The sequence below is a fragment of the Arthrobacter sp. TJ-270 genome (assembly GCF_058269075.1).
The window spans coordinates 298,903-314,994 of sequence record NZ_JBZCNB010000001.1 but is presented as its reverse complement, the minus strand read 5'-3'; the positions used below and the strand labels follow the sequence as shown (position 1 = coordinate 314,994).

At 61.6% G+C, this 16,092-nt stretch carries 14 protein-coding genes; 10 read left to right on the top strand and 4 right to left on the bottom strand.

What is annotated here, in order from left to right; genetic code table 11:
* A complete protein-coding gene (locus tag AC4D2M_RS01455) occupies positions 1 to 1,203 on the bottom strand; it encodes a DUF7847 domain-containing protein (RefSeq protein WP_490889365.1) in 1,203 nt (400 codons plus the stop codon).
* Between the two features lie 319 nt (positions 1,204 to 1,522).
* On the opposite strand from AC4D2M_RS01455, the gene mtrA reads away from it, so the two are divergent.
* The 7 genes from mtrA to secA all read left to right on the top strand — a co-directional run bounded on the left by mtrA (position 1,523) and on the right by secA (position 11,537).
* On the top strand, positions 1,523 to 2,200 hold the full coding sequence (gene mtrA / locus AC4D2M_RS01450; RefSeq protein WP_490889364.1) for an MtrAB system response regulator MtrA: 678 nt from the start codon (positions 1,523 to 1,525) through the stop codon (positions 2,198 to 2,200).
* Between the two features lies 1 nt (position 2,201).
* Positions 2,202 to 3,917 (top strand): MtrAB system histidine kinase MtrB, encoded by a 1,716-nt coding sequence (gene mtrB / locus AC4D2M_RS01445; protein WP_490889362.1) that lies wholly within the window; start codon positions 2,202 to 2,204, stop codon positions 3,915 to 3,917.
* On the top strand, positions 3,917 to 5,611 hold the full coding sequence (locus AC4D2M_RS01440) for an LpqB family beta-propeller domain-containing protein (RefSeq protein ID WP_490889361.1): 1,695 nt from the start codon (positions 3,917 to 3,919) through the stop codon (positions 5,609 to 5,611). The genes mtrB and AC4D2M_RS01440 overlap by 1 nt, the downstream gene beginning before the upstream one ends.
* A 256-nt stretch (positions 5,612 to 5,867) precedes the next feature.
* The gene (locus AC4D2M_RS01435) at positions 5,868 to 6,611 is read left to right on the top strand and encodes a ComF family protein (protein WP_490889359.1); all 744 of its coding nucleotides are present in this window, start codon (positions 5,868 to 5,870) and stop codon (positions 6,609 to 6,611) included.
* A gap of 133 nt (positions 6,612 to 6,744) precedes the next feature.
* Positions 6,745 to 7,470: a ribosome hibernation-promoting factor, HPF/YfiA family gene (gene hpf / locus AC4D2M_RS01430; RefSeq protein WP_490889357.1), complete on the top strand. Its 726-nt coding sequence runs from the start codon at positions 6,745 to 6,747 to the stop codon at positions 7,468 to 7,470.
* Between the two features lie 28 nt (positions 7,471 to 7,498).
* Positions 7,499 to 8,815, top strand: coding sequence for a winged helix-turn-helix domain-containing protein (locus tag AC4D2M_RS01425; protein ID WP_490889356.1), 1,317 nt, complete (start codon positions 7,499 to 7,501; stop codon positions 8,813 to 8,815).
* Entirely contained in the window at positions 8,799 to 11,537 is a 2,739-nt protein-coding gene (gene secA / locus AC4D2M_RS01420) for a preprotein translocase subunit SecA (protein ID WP_490889354.1), read from the top strand. Before AC4D2M_RS01425 ends, secA begins: the two co-directional genes overlap by 17 nt.
* Positions 11,538 to 11,564: 27 nt before the next feature.
* Here the strand turns inward: secA and AC4D2M_RS01415 are convergent, their stop codons facing one another.
* Entirely contained in the window at positions 11,565 to 12,113 is a 549-nt protein-coding gene (locus AC4D2M_RS01415) for an Rv3235 family protein (protein ID WP_490889352.1), read from the bottom strand.
* Between the two features lie 14 nt (positions 12,114 to 12,127).
* A complete protein-coding gene (locus tag AC4D2M_RS01410) occupies positions 12,128 to 12,871 on the bottom strand; it encodes a LysM peptidoglycan-binding domain-containing protein (protein ID WP_490889350.1) in 744 nt (247 codons plus the stop codon).
* 122 nt (positions 12,872 to 12,993) lie between these two features.
* On the opposite strand from AC4D2M_RS01410, the gene AC4D2M_RS01405 reads away from it, so the two are divergent.
* Positions 12,994 to 13,542, top strand: coding sequence for a hypothetical protein (locus AC4D2M_RS01405; RefSeq protein ID WP_490889348.1), 549 nt, complete (start codon positions 12,994 to 12,996; stop codon positions 13,540 to 13,542).
* Positions 13,543 to 13,635: 93 nt separating this feature from the next.
* Here the strand turns inward: AC4D2M_RS01405 and AC4D2M_RS01400 are convergent, their stop codons facing one another.
* Complete coding sequence (locus tag AC4D2M_RS01400) at positions 13,636 to 13,863, bottom strand: helix-turn-helix domain-containing protein (protein WP_490889347.1); 228 nt, start codon at positions 13,861 to 13,863, stop codon at positions 13,636 to 13,638.
* 212 nt (positions 13,864 to 14,075) lie between these two features.
* Here AC4D2M_RS01400 and AC4D2M_RS01395 point away from each other — a divergent pair, with 212 nt between their 5' ends.
* Both AC4D2M_RS01395 and AC4D2M_RS01390 read left to right on the top strand, forming a co-directional pair.
* Positions 14,076 to 14,729 (top strand): hypothetical protein, encoded by a 654-nt coding sequence (locus tag AC4D2M_RS01395; protein ID WP_490889345.1) that lies wholly within the window; start codon positions 14,076 to 14,078, stop codon positions 14,727 to 14,729.
* Entirely contained in the window at positions 14,726 to 16,051 is a 1,326-nt protein-coding gene (locus AC4D2M_RS01390; protein ID WP_490889343.1) for a CpaE/TadZ family protein, read from the top strand. The genes AC4D2M_RS01395 and AC4D2M_RS01390 overlap by 4 nt, the downstream gene beginning before the upstream one ends.
* The last annotated feature ends 41 nt before the right edge of the window (positions 16,052 to 16,092 follow it).

Here is a 16,092-nt window from a genome sequence, read left to right as displayed (position 1 = left end):
TCAGGCTCCCTGCCAGTTTTGTGGGTTTTGCTGCCCTGGGTTGCCTGTTCCTCCGCCAGCAGACTGCCCGGGGATGGGAGAGTAGGTGCCCTTCGCGCGTTCTTCATTTTCCCGCAGAAGCACGATGTCGAAACCTTCGCGCCGAATACGAAGGTCTACGTAAAGCAGAGCGGTGACGCCGGCCTGGAAAGCAAAGCCGATGGCAGTGAAGACAGCTGTCACTGCCTGAACGACCAGCAGCACGGGTAGGGATTCGAGCAGCGCTGCTTCGGTGGAAGCGGGCGCCGAAGTGAAGGATCCAAAGCCGAAGGCAAGGAATGACACCGGCGCGGCCACAACCTGGGTGATGATCGAAACGATGATCGAAGTCAGTACCAGGATTCCGAATGTCCGCCACCAGTTACCGGTGGTGAGGGTCCAGGATCGGCGCAGTGCCGCGACAGGGCCGACACCCTCGAGCATCAGTGCGGCCGGAGCCATAACTAGTTTGATACTCAGCCAGATTGCACCTACCACCGCCGCCAGCACCCCGATCACGACAATCGCGACCGCGGCGTCCTCAAGAGCGAGTGAAAGGCCGACAAAAATGAGCACGAGGACGACAACGGAAACGGTCCAGAGAAGAAAGAGAATAGCTCCCAACCCGAGCAGGGGGAGGACCCTGCGTCCGGCAAGCATCCACAGCTCAGTGAATCCGGTGCGTTCGTCTAGTACCGCCCGGGCAATGGGAATAATCAGGACGCCCTGCAGGATGAGGACACCCACCGAGGTCAGCAGCACCAGAACGGAGCCGACGGAGAGCGCGGAGGCCACCAGCCCGGTGACCTCTGCGGAGGAGGCGGTAAACGGGTCGAAGGTGGCAAGCGAGCCCGTCAGGCCGATCGTCAGGAGAACTGTCAGGACTGCCACAGTCACCTGAAAGAGGATGGCCGTTCCGAATGTCGCGAGCGGATTGCGGCGGCAGGCCTGGAAAGCTCCATCAAGGATTTCACCCAGACCGAGCGGGCGCAGGGGAATGATGCCGGGCTTGGGCGGCGCCTGGTAACCATGGAACTGGCCGGGGGGCGGGACGGGCCATCCCGGGTTGGCGTGACCGGGTGGCTGATCAGAAGGCCAAGGCTGGTTCTGGCCCCACTGCTGCGTCCCGGAAGGAGGCTGCCATGGCCGGTCCTCCGGATTCCCTCCCGGGAAGTTCCCGCTCATGCTTATCCCCTTACGCCTGATGTGCTCCCCGCTATGCACGAATAGTTGGGTTGCGCTGTGAACAACTCTGCACACGCTCTACACGCGACTCTTCCGGCTTCTACACCTAGAACTATAGTTACCGGCCCTGACGTTTCGGCCCGCGTCCGATGCCCAGGAGAAGGCCATGCTCCCATTGTTCTCCATCCCGCGTCCTGCGGCGGGCGATCCGTGCGAAGTTGCCGGCAAATCGTCCTCTAGGATGACAAGTGCATGCTGGCCGCGGACGCCGGTCGCGCGCCGATGCGACATTGATGGGGCAATGGGAGATTATGAGGATATGAAGGCACGCATTCTGGTCATAGACGACGACGAAGCACTGGCTGAGATGATCGGTATCGTTCTGCGCAACGATGGCTTCGACCCTGTGTTCTGCGCCGATGGAGCGCAGGCGGTGGATGTCTTCAGGAGCACCAAGCCGGACCTCGTCCTTTTGGACCTCATGCTCCCGGGCATCGACGGCATCGAGGTCTGCCGGCAGATCCGCAACGAGTCCGATCTGCCCATTGTCATGCTCACGGCCAAGTCGGACACGTCCGACGTCGTCCGTGGGCTGGAGTCCGGCGCAGATGACTATGTGCCGAAACCGTTCAAGCCCGCAGAACTGGTGGCCAGGGTTCGGGCACGCCTGCGCCCCGGTGATCAGAAGGCACCTGAAACCCTGCGCATCGGCGAGGTCAGTATCGACGTTGCGGGTCACTCGGTCACACGCGCCGGCGAACATATTTCCCTGACGCCGCTCGAGTTCGATCTGCTCGTTGCCCTGGCACGGAAGCCGTGGCAGGTATTCACGCGTGAGCTACTGCTGGAACAGGTCTGGGGATACCGGCACGCAGCCGACACCCGGCTCGTTAACGTTCACGTACAGCGGCTGCGATCCAAGATCGAACGGGATCCTGAAGCCCCCGAAATCGTACTGACCGTTCGCGGCGTCGGATATAAGGCAGGACAAGCGTAATTTGGAAAGGCGGGCAGGCCGGTCCCTGAGCTCGGCGTCCACGGGCGTCGCGCGGGGGTGGCAGTGGGTCCAGTCCACCATGGTGCAGACTGGGCGCCATTGGCGCCGATCGCTGCTGTTCCGGACTGTCACCTCCACACTGGTGCTGACCGCCGTCGCGCTGTTGGCAGTCGGCGCTTTTCTCTCCAGCCAGATAGCAAACGGGCTTTACCAGGAGAGGCTCGAGCAGTTCCAGGCTGAGGCGAGCGCCGGTCTGAGCGAGGTCAAGCAGATTTTCGCCCAGACATCGGTGACAGATCGTGAGTCAACCGCGCAGCTTGTACGTGACACCCTGCCCAGTCTGGAGGGCGGAGGAGCCGACGCCCCGCGGCAGTTCATGCTGAAGGGCGTTCCGGGTCAGGAGAGCATCTTCGTGTCGCCGTTCGCAAGTCCGGGATTGACTGAGTCTTCTGCTATCCCGGAAGCGCTGGCGGAAGCAGTCCGGAACGGTGATGATCAGTACTGGTCACCGATCGCACTTGCCACGTCAGCGTCAGGCGACGAGTTCGACGTGCCGGGCATCGCGTTCGGCACGAAGGTGACCCTCCCTCCGGAGCAGACGGAGTATTCGCTTTACCTCATCTATGACCTCTCATCGATGCAGGCGACCCTGGATTACATCCACGGGGTAACCTTGATCGGCGGCACACTTCTCCTGGTGACCATCGGCGCTATCGTGTGGCTGGTCACGAGGAGCGTGGTGGGGCCGGTCAGCCACGCCGCACTGGTGTCGGAGAAACTGGCGGCTGGGCAACTTCAGGAGCGCATGGAGACCCAGGGCGAAGACGAGGTCGCACGTCTGGGCGCATCCTTCAATCACATGGCTGCCAGTCTCCAGGATCAGATCACCCAGCTGGCCCAGCTGTCGCAGATGCAGCAGCGTTTTGTCTCCGACGTCTCACACGAACTGAGAACGCCGCTGACAACTGTCCGGATGGCCGCAGAGGTCCTGCACGAAGCACGCCAGGAATTCGACCCGGTGAACCGGCGCTCCGCGGAAATCCTGTACAACCAGGTGGAGCGCTTTCAGGCGCTGCTCGCGGACCTCCTGGAAATCTCACGCTTCGATGCCGGCGCGGCGGTCCTGGACGCGGAGCCGACCGACATCTTCCAGATTGTCCACCACGTTATCGATGGAACGCGTCCGCTCGCAGAGAGCCACAAATCCGAGATCACGGTGATCTCGAACGAGTCCAAGTGTGTGGTTGATGTTGACCCCCGGCGAATCGACCGCATCCTCCGCAACCTTGTTGTCAACGCCCTGGAACACGGCGAAGGAAAACCGATCAATATCTACATTGCGTCCAACCCGGATGCCGTTGCCGTAGCCGTGCGGGACCACGGCATCGGGATGATGCCGCTCGAGGCTGCCCGGGTATTCGACCGGTTCTGGCGTGCCGATCCTGCCCGTGCGCGCACTACCGGCGGCAGCGGTCTCGGGCTGTCGATCGCCACTGAGGATGCGCGACTCCATGGCGCATGGCTTCAGGCCTGGGGGTCACCCGGCGAAGGCTCCTGCTTCCGCCTTACCTTGCCCAAACGCCGCGACTCAGTGTTGAAGGTATCCCCGCTTCCGCTTCCGCCGCGGCAGGCGACACTTCCGCCCGCACCGGCAGGGACAACCACGACGCCGGACGCCGTGCCCACCATGCACGGCGCGCCAGGGAGCGAGGACTGATGGCGCGTGCACGTTCACTTGCAGTCATTGCCCTGATCCTTCTACTCACGCTGCTGAGCGCATGCTCGTCCATTCCCACGGCCGGTCCGGTGAGCACGATCGAAGCGACCGCCGAGGCCGAAACAGGTGCGCGATTCGTCAACAACCCACCGCCTCCTAGCGAGGGAGCCAGCGCAGGGGAAATCCTCAGCGGGTTTATCGTCGCCGGCATCGGCGTTGCGGAAGACTACCGTGTGGCCCGGTCCTATCTCACTCCAGCGCTGGCGGAAGACTGGGAACCTGAGGAAGAGATCACCATCTACCGGTCTGATTTCAAGATCAGTTCCACGCCCACAGAGGGCGAATTACAGTTCCAGCTTGAGGTGGCCGGATATATTGACGCCGCAGGTATTCGGCGTAACGTCGGGCCCGGCACCACAGAGTCCATGACGGTCAAAATGGAACAGGTGCAGGGGGAGTGGCGCGTCGCCGAAATACCGAGCGGGATCATGATCTCCACGACCGACGCCGAGAACCTCCTGCAACCGCACGAGCTCTACTTCTACAGCAGCAGTTACCGGTACTGGGTTCCCGATGTTCGCTGGTTCGTCACCCGCCAGGGAATCGCCACGAACATCGTCAAAGCACTCATTGAGGGTCCGGCACCGTACCTGCAGGGTGCGGTCACGAGCGCCTTCCCCGAGAACGCGGCCCTCGCAGTTGAATCGGTGCCCATTGAATCCGGGACAGCGACCATCGACTTCACACAGGACATTCTCACCGGCACCGACAACCTGCGCCGTCAACAGATGGAACAGCAGCTCAGGGTGACCATGACGGGACTCAACACCGTGAATTCAGTAGAACTGCGGGCGGGTCAGCCAATCCCCTTCGAGATCGACCCCGATCTCGTGCTCCCGGAGCAGGATCCTGCCGTTCCGAGCAGGCAGATCGTCATCAGCGAAAATGAGCTGGCCTTCTTTGAAGGCGGTCAACTGACTCCTGTCGGTGACGTGCCCTCCATTGCGGGTTTCGACCCGGTCGACCCGGCTATGTCCTACGACGGAAGGAATTATGCCTTCCTGAACGACGAACGAACCGAGCTCATGGCGACGGGTGAGGGGCAGACCGTCAGGACCGTCACCGCCGGGTCGAATCTGACCGCTCCCAGTTATGACCCCGCGAACTGGATCTGGACGGCGGGCACTTCTGACGGCCGTTCCTACGTCCGAGCCATCCCGCCCGGTGGAAGTACGAGCAACGCAATCGAGGTTCTTGCGCCGTGGTTGGGGAACCGCACGATCAGCGAGATCCGGATTTCCCGCGACGGAGCCAGGGCCCTCATCGTCGCCCAGCAGTCAGGACAGAGTCAGCTGCTGTTGTCCGGGGTCAGCCGCAGCGAGGACGGGGTGCCACAGACATTGAGCGAGCCGATATCACTCAATCCCGCGGGTGCAATCGATACCGCGAAGTGGGTTTCGGAAACCTCCGTTGTCGTGGCAGATACCTCGAGGGACGCCGAGGTCGTGGCCACGCTGATCCCTTTCGCATCGGACCCCGACGAATTCGTGCCCCTCGAAGGCCTGCAGCACCTCAGCGCCGGCACAGGCGCCTCAAATGTCTTCGCCCAGAGCGGAGACAGTATCTACGGCGTTGTCGGTAACACCTGGACGGACCAGGGCGTAGTTGCCCGTGACCCGTCATTCGCCGGATAACTGCTCGCGTACGCAACTTATCCACATTTCGCGTCCCCTGCTGATCCGACTCACCCGATCGTGACACCGTTTAGCCATGTGGCGGGAAGTTGCGGAGCGGGGTTTGGATCGGGTTCGCCTCCATCCGTTCTGGAGGAGGGCAGCTGAAGCATCGGGCGAATTCTGGTCATTGATCTTCCCGACCGAATGCGTGGTGTGCGAACTTGCGGACAGTTCCCTTTGCTCGGGGTGTGCAGCAGCATTCAGACGCGCGACCGTGCGCCCCTTCCGGGCCGAGCACGGCGCGGAGGGGCTGCCCGGGAAGGAGTGGTCACCGCCGGAGCAGGAGTCGACAGGTGACGAGGTGCTGTCACCGCTTCCCGTTATCGCGGCAGGCCAGTATTCCAAAGCAGTGTCGGCTGTTCTCCTGGCGTTCAAGAATCACGGTCATACGGACATCACGCGCTGGCTGCAGGCCGCCCTTTGCGGAGCGTTGCATGAAGCCAGATGGACGCTCTGCGGGGATACTGCGGAGATCCTGCTGGTCCCGGTCCCTGCCCGCGGAGCATCTGTCCGGCGCCGTGGTTATGATCCTCTAGCGTTGCTGCTTGTGGGACTGGCCCGACGCTGTGAGTTGCCGGCTGGGACGACTATTGCCGGAGTTGTCCGGCTCCGCCGCCAGCCTCTTGTGCTCTTGAACCTTTTCTCGGACGGACTGTCACAGAAGGCCCTCGGAAGGCAGGGCAGGCGTCGAAACCTGCACGGCAGCATGGAGGCGGCGCCGGCAATGCGCACTATGGACCGGAGTCGGCCGTGCCTCATCGTTGACGACGTCCTCACTACAGGAGCAACAATCGCCGAAACCGCGCGTGTACTCCGCGAGGCAGGTGCGGTGGTGGCCGGCGCCGTCGTCCTTGCTGCCACGCCCGCTCCCCGCGGGAAGGACAGGACGACGACGGCGGTGCTCCCAGACGTAATAAGGCGGCTCCCAGGGAACCCACGGAAAAAAACCGACGGGTAGGGGTGAATTCAAACAGCGCGTGAACTACGGTGAAGTATGGGTATCACAACGAAGACAGTTACCCATCGACAGCGGCTGGAAGGAGCAGATCCTCGGCCGCTGTTGTGTCACCTGAGCGATTTTGGAGGGCACTATGGAATTCATGATCAACGGACGGAACCTCGCAGTTTCTGACCGCTTCCGGGAGTACGCGGAAGAGAAGATCGACAAAATCGAACAACTGGGGGACAAGGTCCAGAGGCTTGACGCGAAAGTAACGAAGGAGCCCAACGCACGTCAGGCAGATAGCGCACTCACCGTCGAGCTCACGGTATTGCAGAAGGGTCCGATCATCCGGGCCGAAGCATCAGCTGCGGACAAGTTCGCGGCCTTCGACCTGGCCTACAGCAAGCTGTTGGAGCGGCTCCGCAGGGCCCGGGACCGTCGTAAGGTTCACCATGGCAGGCACACACCCGTAGCAGTCCGGGAAGCGACTGCCACTTTGGAACCCGCGAGCACAGAACAGCCGATCTACGCAGCTTCCGCAAACCACACAGGCAATGCCGGTGCTGACACGGCCGATCAAAACGACTATGAACTCGACAGCGAGATCCCGGCGGGGGATTCGCCGGTGTTGATTCGCCGGAAGGTCTTCTCGGGGATCCCGATGAGCCTTGATGACGCCGTCGACAATATGGAACTCGTCGGACACGATTTCTACCTCTTCGTGGATTCACAGACCGGTGCGCCGTCCGTCGTTTACCGTCGCCAGGGCTGGACCTACGGAGTCATCACTCTTGACGCGAAGTGTGCGGAAGGTCTTGAAGACCCACACGAAGAACTGATCGCATACCGTGCCCGGGAAACAGCGACCGCCTAGCGTTTGAACGGGAGCCTATGATCGAGCAATGACCTCTTCCCTGACTACCCTCCAGGCACGTCGAATCGCGTTGGAGGCGCAGGGACTGGCAAGGGAGCGGCCCACCAGGACCCCGGGAACCCGGGAGGTGGGCCGTGCCCTCGCGCAACTGCAGCTCCTGCAGATTGACTCGGTGAACGTTCTCTCCCGCAGCCACTATCTCCCCCTGTTCGCCCGGTTGGGCTCGTACGACCGCACGCTGCTTGACAACTTTTCATCGCGGGCGCCGCGGCGCCTGGTGGAGTATTGGGCGCACGAGGCAAGCCTGGTCCTGCCAGAGCTGTTTCCCTACCTCGTCACCACTCAAAGCCGGAAGTGGGCGAGCGCATCATCGTTACCTGACGAGGTACGGCACGCCCTCAGCAGCCGCATACTCGACCTGCTGGCCGCAAGCCGGCCACTGACCGCGGCTCAGGTGCAGGATCGTATCGGGCACACAGAACAGAAGAAAACAGATCAGTGGGGGTGGAACTGGAGCTCGGCGAAGAGAGTCCTGGAGGATCTTTTCCAGCATGGCCTGATCTCGTCCGCGGGCAGGACCGCCCAATTTGAGCGGAGGTACGCCCTTACCGAAAAAGTCCTTCCTGATCCCGCGCTCGCACGCCTGCAAGTTCCCGCTGCCGACGCTTATCTACACCTGACGGAACGGGCAGCCAAAGCGCTGGGGGTGGGTTCCACCCGCTGTATCGCCGACTATTTCCGTATTCCCGTGAAGGCAGCCGCCGCTGCGATTCACGTCCTGGTGCAGCGGGGAACACTAATTCCCGTGTCGATCGAATCATGGCGCCAGCCCGTGTACCGCTATGCCGGTTCAGTTCTCCCTCGGGCAGCCCAAGGCCGCGCTTTGCTGAGTCCTTTCGACTCCCTTGTCTTCGAACGCCGCCGACTGGAATCCCTGTTCGGCTTTCATTACCGCATCGAAATTTACACACCGGCGCAAAAGCGCACTTATGGCTACTACGTACTGCCTTTCCTTCTGGGCGACTGCATGGCGGCAAGGGTGGATCTCAAGGCGGACCGATTGGAGGGGCGTCTTGTAGTAAGAGCCGCGCACGGCGAGCCTTCGATGCCGGCGGACACCGCCGTCGAACTTGCGGCGGAGCTTGTCCTCATGGCCGGTTGGCTTGGGCTCGACCATGTGATCGTCGAGCCACGCGGCAACCTGTCCGCGCAATTGGCTTCACATTTGGCGCAGGAGTACGGATGGGAACTAAATCGGGGGACAGTACGTCTCTCACGTAGACTGAATTCGCCAGGAAACGGCGTACCTAGATTGGGAGCAAAAACCAGTGCCATCACTTCTTGAACGAGTCCTTCGTACCGGCGATAAGAAGACACTGAAGCAACTCCGCAACTACGCTGACGCGATAAACGTGCTCGAGGACGAGTTCCGCGGCCTCAGTGACGAGGAACTTCGTGGAGAGACCGACAAGCTGAAGAAGCGTTATCAGGACGGTGAAACCCTCGAGGCGCTGCTGCCCGAGGCGTTCGCCGCGGTGAGGGAAGCCGCCAGCCGCACCCTGGGCCTTCGCCACTTTGACGTGCAGCTGATGGGTGGCGCCGCCCTGCACCTGGGAAACATCGCCGAGATGAAAACCGGCGAAGGCAAGACCCTTGTCGCAACTGCGCCGGCTTACCTGAATGCGCTTACGGGCAAGGGCGTTCACGTTGTCACGACGAACGACTACCTGGCCGAATACCAGTCGGACCTGATGGGTCGTGTGTTCCGCTTCCTCGGCCTGAGCTGCGGTTGCATTCTGTCGAAGCAGGACCCCGCCACACGCCGTACGCAGTACGCTGCGGATATTACCTACGGTACAAACAACGAGTTCGGCTTCGACTACCTCCGCGACAATATGGCCTGGAGCGCCGCCGAGCTGGTGCAGCGCGGACACAACTTCGCCATCGTCGATGAAGTTGACTCCATCCTTATCGATGAGGCTCGCACGCCGCTCATCATTTCCGGTCAGGCATCCGGTGACGTTAACCGCTGGTACACCGAGTTCTCCAAGGTTGTCACCCGCCTCACGAGGGATACAGACTACGAAGTCGACGAGAAGAAGCGCACCGTTGGCGTTTTGGAGAGCGGCATCGAGAAGGTTGAGGACTACCTCGGCATTCAGAACCTCTACGAGTCTGCGAACACGCCCCTTATCGGGTTCCTCAACAACGCGATCAAGGCGAAGGAACTCTTCAAGCGGGACAAGGACTACGTCGTCCTCAACGGTGAGGTGATGATTGTCGACGAGCACACGGGCCGCATCCTCGCCGGTCGGCGCTACAACGAGGGAATGCATCAGGCAATCGAGGCCAAGGAAGGCGTCGAGATCAAGGCCGAGAACCAGACCCTCGCCACCGTCACGCTGCAGAACTACTTCCGCCTTTACGAGAAACTGTCCGGAATGACCGGTACCGCTGAGACGGAAGCGGCTGAGTTCATGGGAACCTACAAGCTCGGCGTCGTTCCCATCCCAACCAACCGGCCAATGGTTCGCGAGGACCGCTCCGACCTCATCTACAAGAATGAGGTTGCCAAGTTCGAAGCAGTCGTCAATGACATCGTGGAACGGCACGAAAAGGGTCAGCCCGTTCTGGTGGGCACAACTTCGGTCGAGAAAAGCGAATACCTGTCCAAGCAGCTCGCAAAGGCAGGCGTCCGTCACGAAGTGCTGAACGCCAAGAACCATGCACGTGAGGCTGCGATTGTCGCGCAGGCAGGGCGCAGGGGCGCGGTCACTGTGGCAACCAACATGGCCGGTCGCGGTACGGACATCATGCTCGGTGGAAATGCCGAGTTCAATGCCGTAGCCGCTATGGAGAACAAGGGCCTTCACCCGGCCGAGAATGCCGAGGAATACGAAGCCGAGTGGCCGCACGCCCTTGCGGCGGCGAAGGAAGGGGTCGAAACCGAGCAGGAGGAAGTCCGGCAGCTCGGCGGGCTCTACGTGCTGGGTACCGAAAGGCACGAGTCCCGGCGTATCGATAACCAGTTGAGGGGCCGCTCCGGCCGTCAGGGCGATCCCGGCGCATCCCGCTTCTACCTGTCTCTCACCGATGACCTCATGCGACTGTTCAACTCCGGTGCGGCGGAACGGATCATGAACAGCTCGTCCATGCCTGATGACGTGGCGCTGGAATCCAAGATGGTATCCAAGGCGATTGAGAACGCGCAGGGGCAGGTGGAGAGCCGCAATGCGGAGCAGCGCAAGAACGTCCTGAAGTATGACGACGTCCTCAACAGGCAGCGCGAGGCGATCTACAGCGATCGGCGGCGCATCCTCGAAGGTGATGACCTGCACGAGAAGGTCGAGCACTTCCTCGAAGACGTGGTTACAGCCATGGTGGACGAAGCGACTGCCCAGGGACACGGAGATGACTGGGACTATGAGCTGCTGTGGACCAATCTGAAAACCCTTTACCCAATCAGCCTGACGATCGACGAGGTAATCGAGGAAGCCGGCGGAAAGTCGAAAGTCACCCGTGACTTCCTCCACGCGGAAATCCTCTCGGATGCGAAGGTCGCCTACAAGCAGCGCGAGGAGGCGCTTGGCGAAAAATCCATGCGGGAACTCGAGCGTCGCGTGGTGCTGTCGGTGATCGGCCGGAAGTGGCAGGAGCATCTCTACGAGATGGATTACCTCAAGGAAGGTATCGGCCTGCGCGCAATGGCCCAGCGTGACCCGCTTGTGGAGTACCAGCGCGAAGGTTTTGTGCTCTTCCAGGCAATGATGGAAGCTATCCGCGAGGAAAGTATCGGATACATCTTCAACCTGGAGGTTGAGGTCGCGCCCGCACAGCGGACTGGGCTTCCAGGTGTGGCTGACGGTCGGGGACTGGTGGATACCCCAACTATCAAGGCCGCGGGACTGGAAGCGCCCGAGCGGCCAGCCAGCTTGGCATTCACAGCACCCAATGCACAGGGCGGGGTGGAGACCCGGGTTGAACGCCGTCGCAGCGAGTCGGACAGTAGCGCGGGGAACGGCACCCGGGCCGAGCAGCGGGCGGCGGCCAAGCGGCGTCGCAAGTAGTCATAGGGCTCAACCGGGAGGAGCGCGTCACCCGATCTGGAGTTCGGTGACGCGCCACTGACCACGCCAGCGTTCAATCCTGAGCGCTATTGCCCTGGCGCGCTTTTGTTCTGCCGCGACCACCGAAGCTTCGAAGATGCTCGGGGTGATGGGGCAGATGCGTACCGTCCGAATGAGAACGTTGCGGTGGAGACGGGTATTGACTGGGGCGCTTCCGCCGGAAGCGGACCCAGGGGTCTGCTGGATGCTGCGAACCAGGTTGGAGCGCAACTGCAGGCGCTCGTAGCTCCGCGTGTCGAGGAGTCTCGCCATTTGCTGGAGGGGCCTTGTTCCGCCAAGAACTTCGAGCGCTCCCCGCGCTACCTTCCGCGCTATCGCTTCCAGTTCTTCCGGAATCACAGGTTCCGGTGTCGGCACTGGGACCGGCCGGCGGGTGAGCGGAAGTACCGTAGCGTACTCGTGCCTTGGGATGGGAACGCTACCCGCGGAGCCGTGCAGGACGGGCCTTGGATCACCGCTGACGTCAGCCAGGGGAGCGGCATCGGCAGCGGCAGGCAGGTGGGAGATAGTGCTCACGGGATTTCCTCGCTTCAATGTGATTCCGTCGGTGTTCCGGTTGGCGGATGGAGTATTTGTCCAGGCTGGAGCAGTTCGGGGTTCTCGCCGATCACGTCCCTGTTTGCGTCGTACCATCGAGGCCAGGTTTCGGCCACCTCTGCGTCCGACGCGTCCGGGCTGAGATGCCGCGCGGTGATGGTCCAGAGAGAATCGCCGGGCTGCACGATGACCTCGTCCTGTGCAGTGTCAGCGGCGACCCGGCTTTCACGGCTTTCCTTCACCATCAGACTTCCGCGGGTAGGCAACGGTGTTGGTCGCCAGGTCGGCTCGAGTACCTGCCGCTCTTCAACCGGCACCCACTGCGGGCTGAGGCTCACCGGTTCCTCGGCGGTGTGCACCCCCGCGGCCTGAGAGGTAGTGGGGACTACACCTGTTCCGGCGTAGGCGGACGGCACCGCGATGAGATTCACGCCTAAGGCCAGGCAGGCTGCTCGTCGCATGAACACGGGAGCAATGGCACCAATGCGTCGTGCGGCTTTCAGGCGACCACGTCGAGCTAGTAGCTCGGCGGCAATGGCAGAACAGAAGCTGAGGCCCCACCAAGCCAGGACGAGCGCGCCCAGCAGGGTAACTCCCACTCCCACCATCGCGGTCAGCCCAGTATCGGCGGCTGAAAGTTCAGTGCCGCTTACGAGAGTCCTGCCCCCCAATGTGAGCATGCCTCCCAGCAGGAAAACGGCAAAGGCCCACCATGCTCCGCTTGTCCGTGAATCCATCGTTTCTCCTGTTTGATGCAGTTTGACGTGTTTTGATGCGTTTGACTAGCACTTGTCTATCTTGAATGAGTCTAGATGTCTACTAGTTGACCGTGGGATTCGCCGAATCGTAGGCTGATCCGATGCGCTGGACAGCTCTTTTCGAGGACCTCGAGGCCCAATTCGACGCTGCTGAGCAAGTGGCAGGAGATGCCGAGATAGCCGACCGGGTTCGTCGAGAGCAGGGAACCGTCACCCTCGCTGACCGTCTTCGGGGGCAACTTGGACTCCTCCTGCGGGTGGGGACGTCCGGCGGCGAACTTTTCGATGGAGAGTTAACCCACGTTGGGTCTGAGTGGCTGGTACTGAGCAAAGCGCCAACGGAAGTAGTGGTCCCGCTGATCGCCATTCGACTTGTTGAGGGCTTGGGTCGCGGCGTGACCGGGGAAAAATCCCACGTCCATGGGGCGCTCGGGCTGGGATCCGCCATGCGAACGCTGGCCAGGGACCGCGCATCCGTTAGCGTGCACAGGGTGGAAGGCGGGGCTCGCATTGAGGGAATTATTGACCGCGTCGGGAAGGACTTTCTTGAAATCGCGGCAGTGTTGCCCGGAGAGTCGCGACGCTCGGCGAGGGTGTCTGCCGTTTACGCCGTTCCCTTTTCGGGAATCGCTGCGGTTTCCTCCCGCTAGAACGGCGGTGTTACCTGAACGGTTGCGGCACAGAAAATTGCTGAGGGCGGCGCCTATGCAGGCGCCGCCCTCAGTCACCGTTGAAGCTGGATGCTAGACATCCTGCTCAGCGTGTAAACCTTCCTTCACGCTTGCGGCCGTCTTTTGGTAGGCGCGGGCAATGTAGTCCTCAAGGACCTGAGTCTCCACCCGCCACTGTCCGCGGCCGCCTACCTGAATCGCCGGCAGCTCACCCGAGCGTACCAGCGCGTAAGTTTGCGATGAGGAAATATTGAGCACCTCTCCCACATCGGCAAGCGTCATGAACCGTTTCTGTGCCACGAAAGCCGCCTTTCCCTTCGTTCTATGCAAGAAACTTTTTCATTCATCTTGCCACCCCGAGGCGGTGTTCGGCTTCGATATCCACAGTTTGTTGCTTATTCGTGCAAGTGGTTTCCAATTGTCGAAACGCTGGCAGAGAATTGCTTCTGGCGCGCAGTTCTCCACTGCGCGACGCAGAAGATGGCAAAGCAGCGGGGAACAGGGGAACGCACGTGAGTCTCAAGATCGATAGTCCGGTGCGCGCGGATGCGCCAATTCGGTTGCGCAAACCGTCGTGGAAGGACCCGCGCCTGCTTGTGGGCATCCTGTTGGTGTGCGTGTCTATTGTTGGCGTGATCGCCCTGGTCGAAAGTGCGGACAAAACGATCGGCGTCTATGCCGCGCGCGAGGACCTGCCGGTTGGCGCTGAGCTCACCGAAGATGATTTCCACATCGTTCCGGTGAGGCTCGGTGAGGTTGAAGGTTCGTACCGAATGGTCAGCGAGGGGCTTCCGGACAACGCAGTTGCGCAAAGGCTGATATCCGCCGGAGAGTTACTTCCCGTTTCCGGCATGGGAACAGCCGATGCCCTCGACCGTAAACCGGTAGGCCTCACAATAGAGGACCCCTTGCCGGCTGGTACTGCCACAGGAGGTCGGGTAGACGTGTGGGTCTCTCCGCGGGCGGAGGGCAATGAGTTCGGTGCACCGGAGTTGCTCCTTGAAGGCGCGGAGATCTATGACTACACGACGGAAGATTCTGCGCTCGGCGCCACCCAGTCCGCTAGGGTCTTCGTGCTGGTCGGTGATGAAACCCTACCTGCACTCCTGGACGCACTGTCGAACGAGGCGAGGATCGCTGTCGTCGTCAACGCGGGTGCGCGGTGAGTATTCCCGTAGTCACCGTCGGGCGTGCCGCCAGCGAATGTGTCACTGGCCTGGAACAGTTGCGCGGACCCGTTACCGTGGTTCGACGCTGCGATGAATTCGCGGAAATGATCGTGGCATGCCAAACAGGAATAGCCCGCGCTGCCATTGTTGCCTTTGACGCCGGTGAACTCACCTCGTCTCTCGTCGAGCGCCTGCGCGCTTCAGATGTCGCCATAGTCGCGTTGACGGACGACGACGATGCACGGGAGCGCCTGCGCGCGCTGGAAATACGGCATGCAGCCACCACCGTGGAGGCCGGAGCGCTCGCGGACGAAGTTGCCGCTGCCGTGGCGGACCTGGACCTGCGTCGAACGGGCACGACCAGCTCTGCATTTGCTGATACTTCCCGCGCCCTGAAACCTGAAGCGCCGTCCCCGGCTGAAGAAGCTGAGCCACCGGGCGCTGGAACCGTGGTGGTTGCGTGGGGTCCCACCGGTGCAACCGGCCGCACCACGGTGGCTGTCAACGTTGCGGCCGAATTAGCTGCGATGAAAACTCGGGTCCTGTTATTGGACGCCGACACCTACGGCGCCAGTATTGCCGCCTTTCTGGGCCTTCTGGATGAATCAGCGGGAATCGCGCAAGCCTGCCGCCTGGCTGACCAGGGGATTTTGGACAGTATCTCACTGCAGCGCATTTGCACAGAGGTAACCATCGATGGGCATCCGCTGCATGTGCTTACCGGTGTCACCCGGGCTGACCGGTGGGCGGAAGTGCGACCTTCCGCGCTCACCCGCGTCCTTTCGCTAGCTCGCTCGATGTTCGACACCGTCGTCATCGACTGCGCTTTTGGTCTGGAAGCGGACGAGGAATTGAGCTTCGACACTCTGGCACCGCGGCGTAACGGTGCGACGCTGCGGTGCCTTGAGCTGGCGGATGAGGTGTACGCCATCGGGTCAGCGGACTCCGTGGGGGTTCCACGACTGGTTCGATCGCTGGCAGAACTTGATGAAGCGGTACCGACCGCAATGCCGCGCGTCATCTTCAACAAAGTGAGGGCGGCTGCAGTCGGTCGCTCACCGGAGCGTCAGCTTCGCGAGGCATGGGAAAGGTTCGGTCCGTCGATGCCCATTTCGGCATTCCTGCCCGCCGATTTCGACGCCGCCGATAATGCCTTGCTCAAAGGCTCGGCACTACGCGAGGTCGCGATGACCTCGCCGCTTCGCCACGCAATTGCCGCCCTCGTCGATGTGCCGGATGAACAAGCAAGACGAGGCGCTTCTGGGCTAAGACACAATGAAATGAAGTTTTCGACCAACGGCGTTAGGCTCTCACAGTAAGGGGGTCGCAAAGGGGCGGCCTTTCATTTCGTTACGGAGGC

Coding starts and splice junctions, on each gene's coding strand:
- AC4D2M_RS01455 (WP_490889365.1), bottom strand. CDS start 1,203: ATGAGCGGGAACTTCCCGGGAGGGAATCCGGAGGACCGGCCATGGCAG.
- mtrA (WP_490889364.1), top strand. CDS start 1,523: ATGAAGGCACGCATTCTGGTCATAGACGACGACGAAGCACTGGCTGAG.
- AC4D2M_RS01405 (WP_490889348.1), top strand. CDS start 12,994: ATGCGCTGGACAGCTCTTTTCGAGGACCTCGAGGCCCAATTCGACGCT.
- AC4D2M_RS01410 (WP_490889350.1), bottom strand. CDS start 12,871: ATGGATTCACGGACAAGCGGAGCATGGTGGGCCTTTGCCGTTTTCCTG.
- hpf (WP_490889357.1), top strand. CDS start 6,745: ATGGAATTCATGATCAACGGACGGAACCTCGCAGTTTCTGACCGCTTC.
- AC4D2M_RS01425 (WP_490889356.1), top strand. CDS start 7,499: ATGACCTCTTCCCTGACTACCCTCCAGGCACGTCGAATCGCGTTGGAG.
- AC4D2M_RS01440 (WP_490889361.1), top strand. CDS start 3,917: ATGGCGCGTGCACGTTCACTTGCAGTCATTGCCCTGATCCTTCTACTC.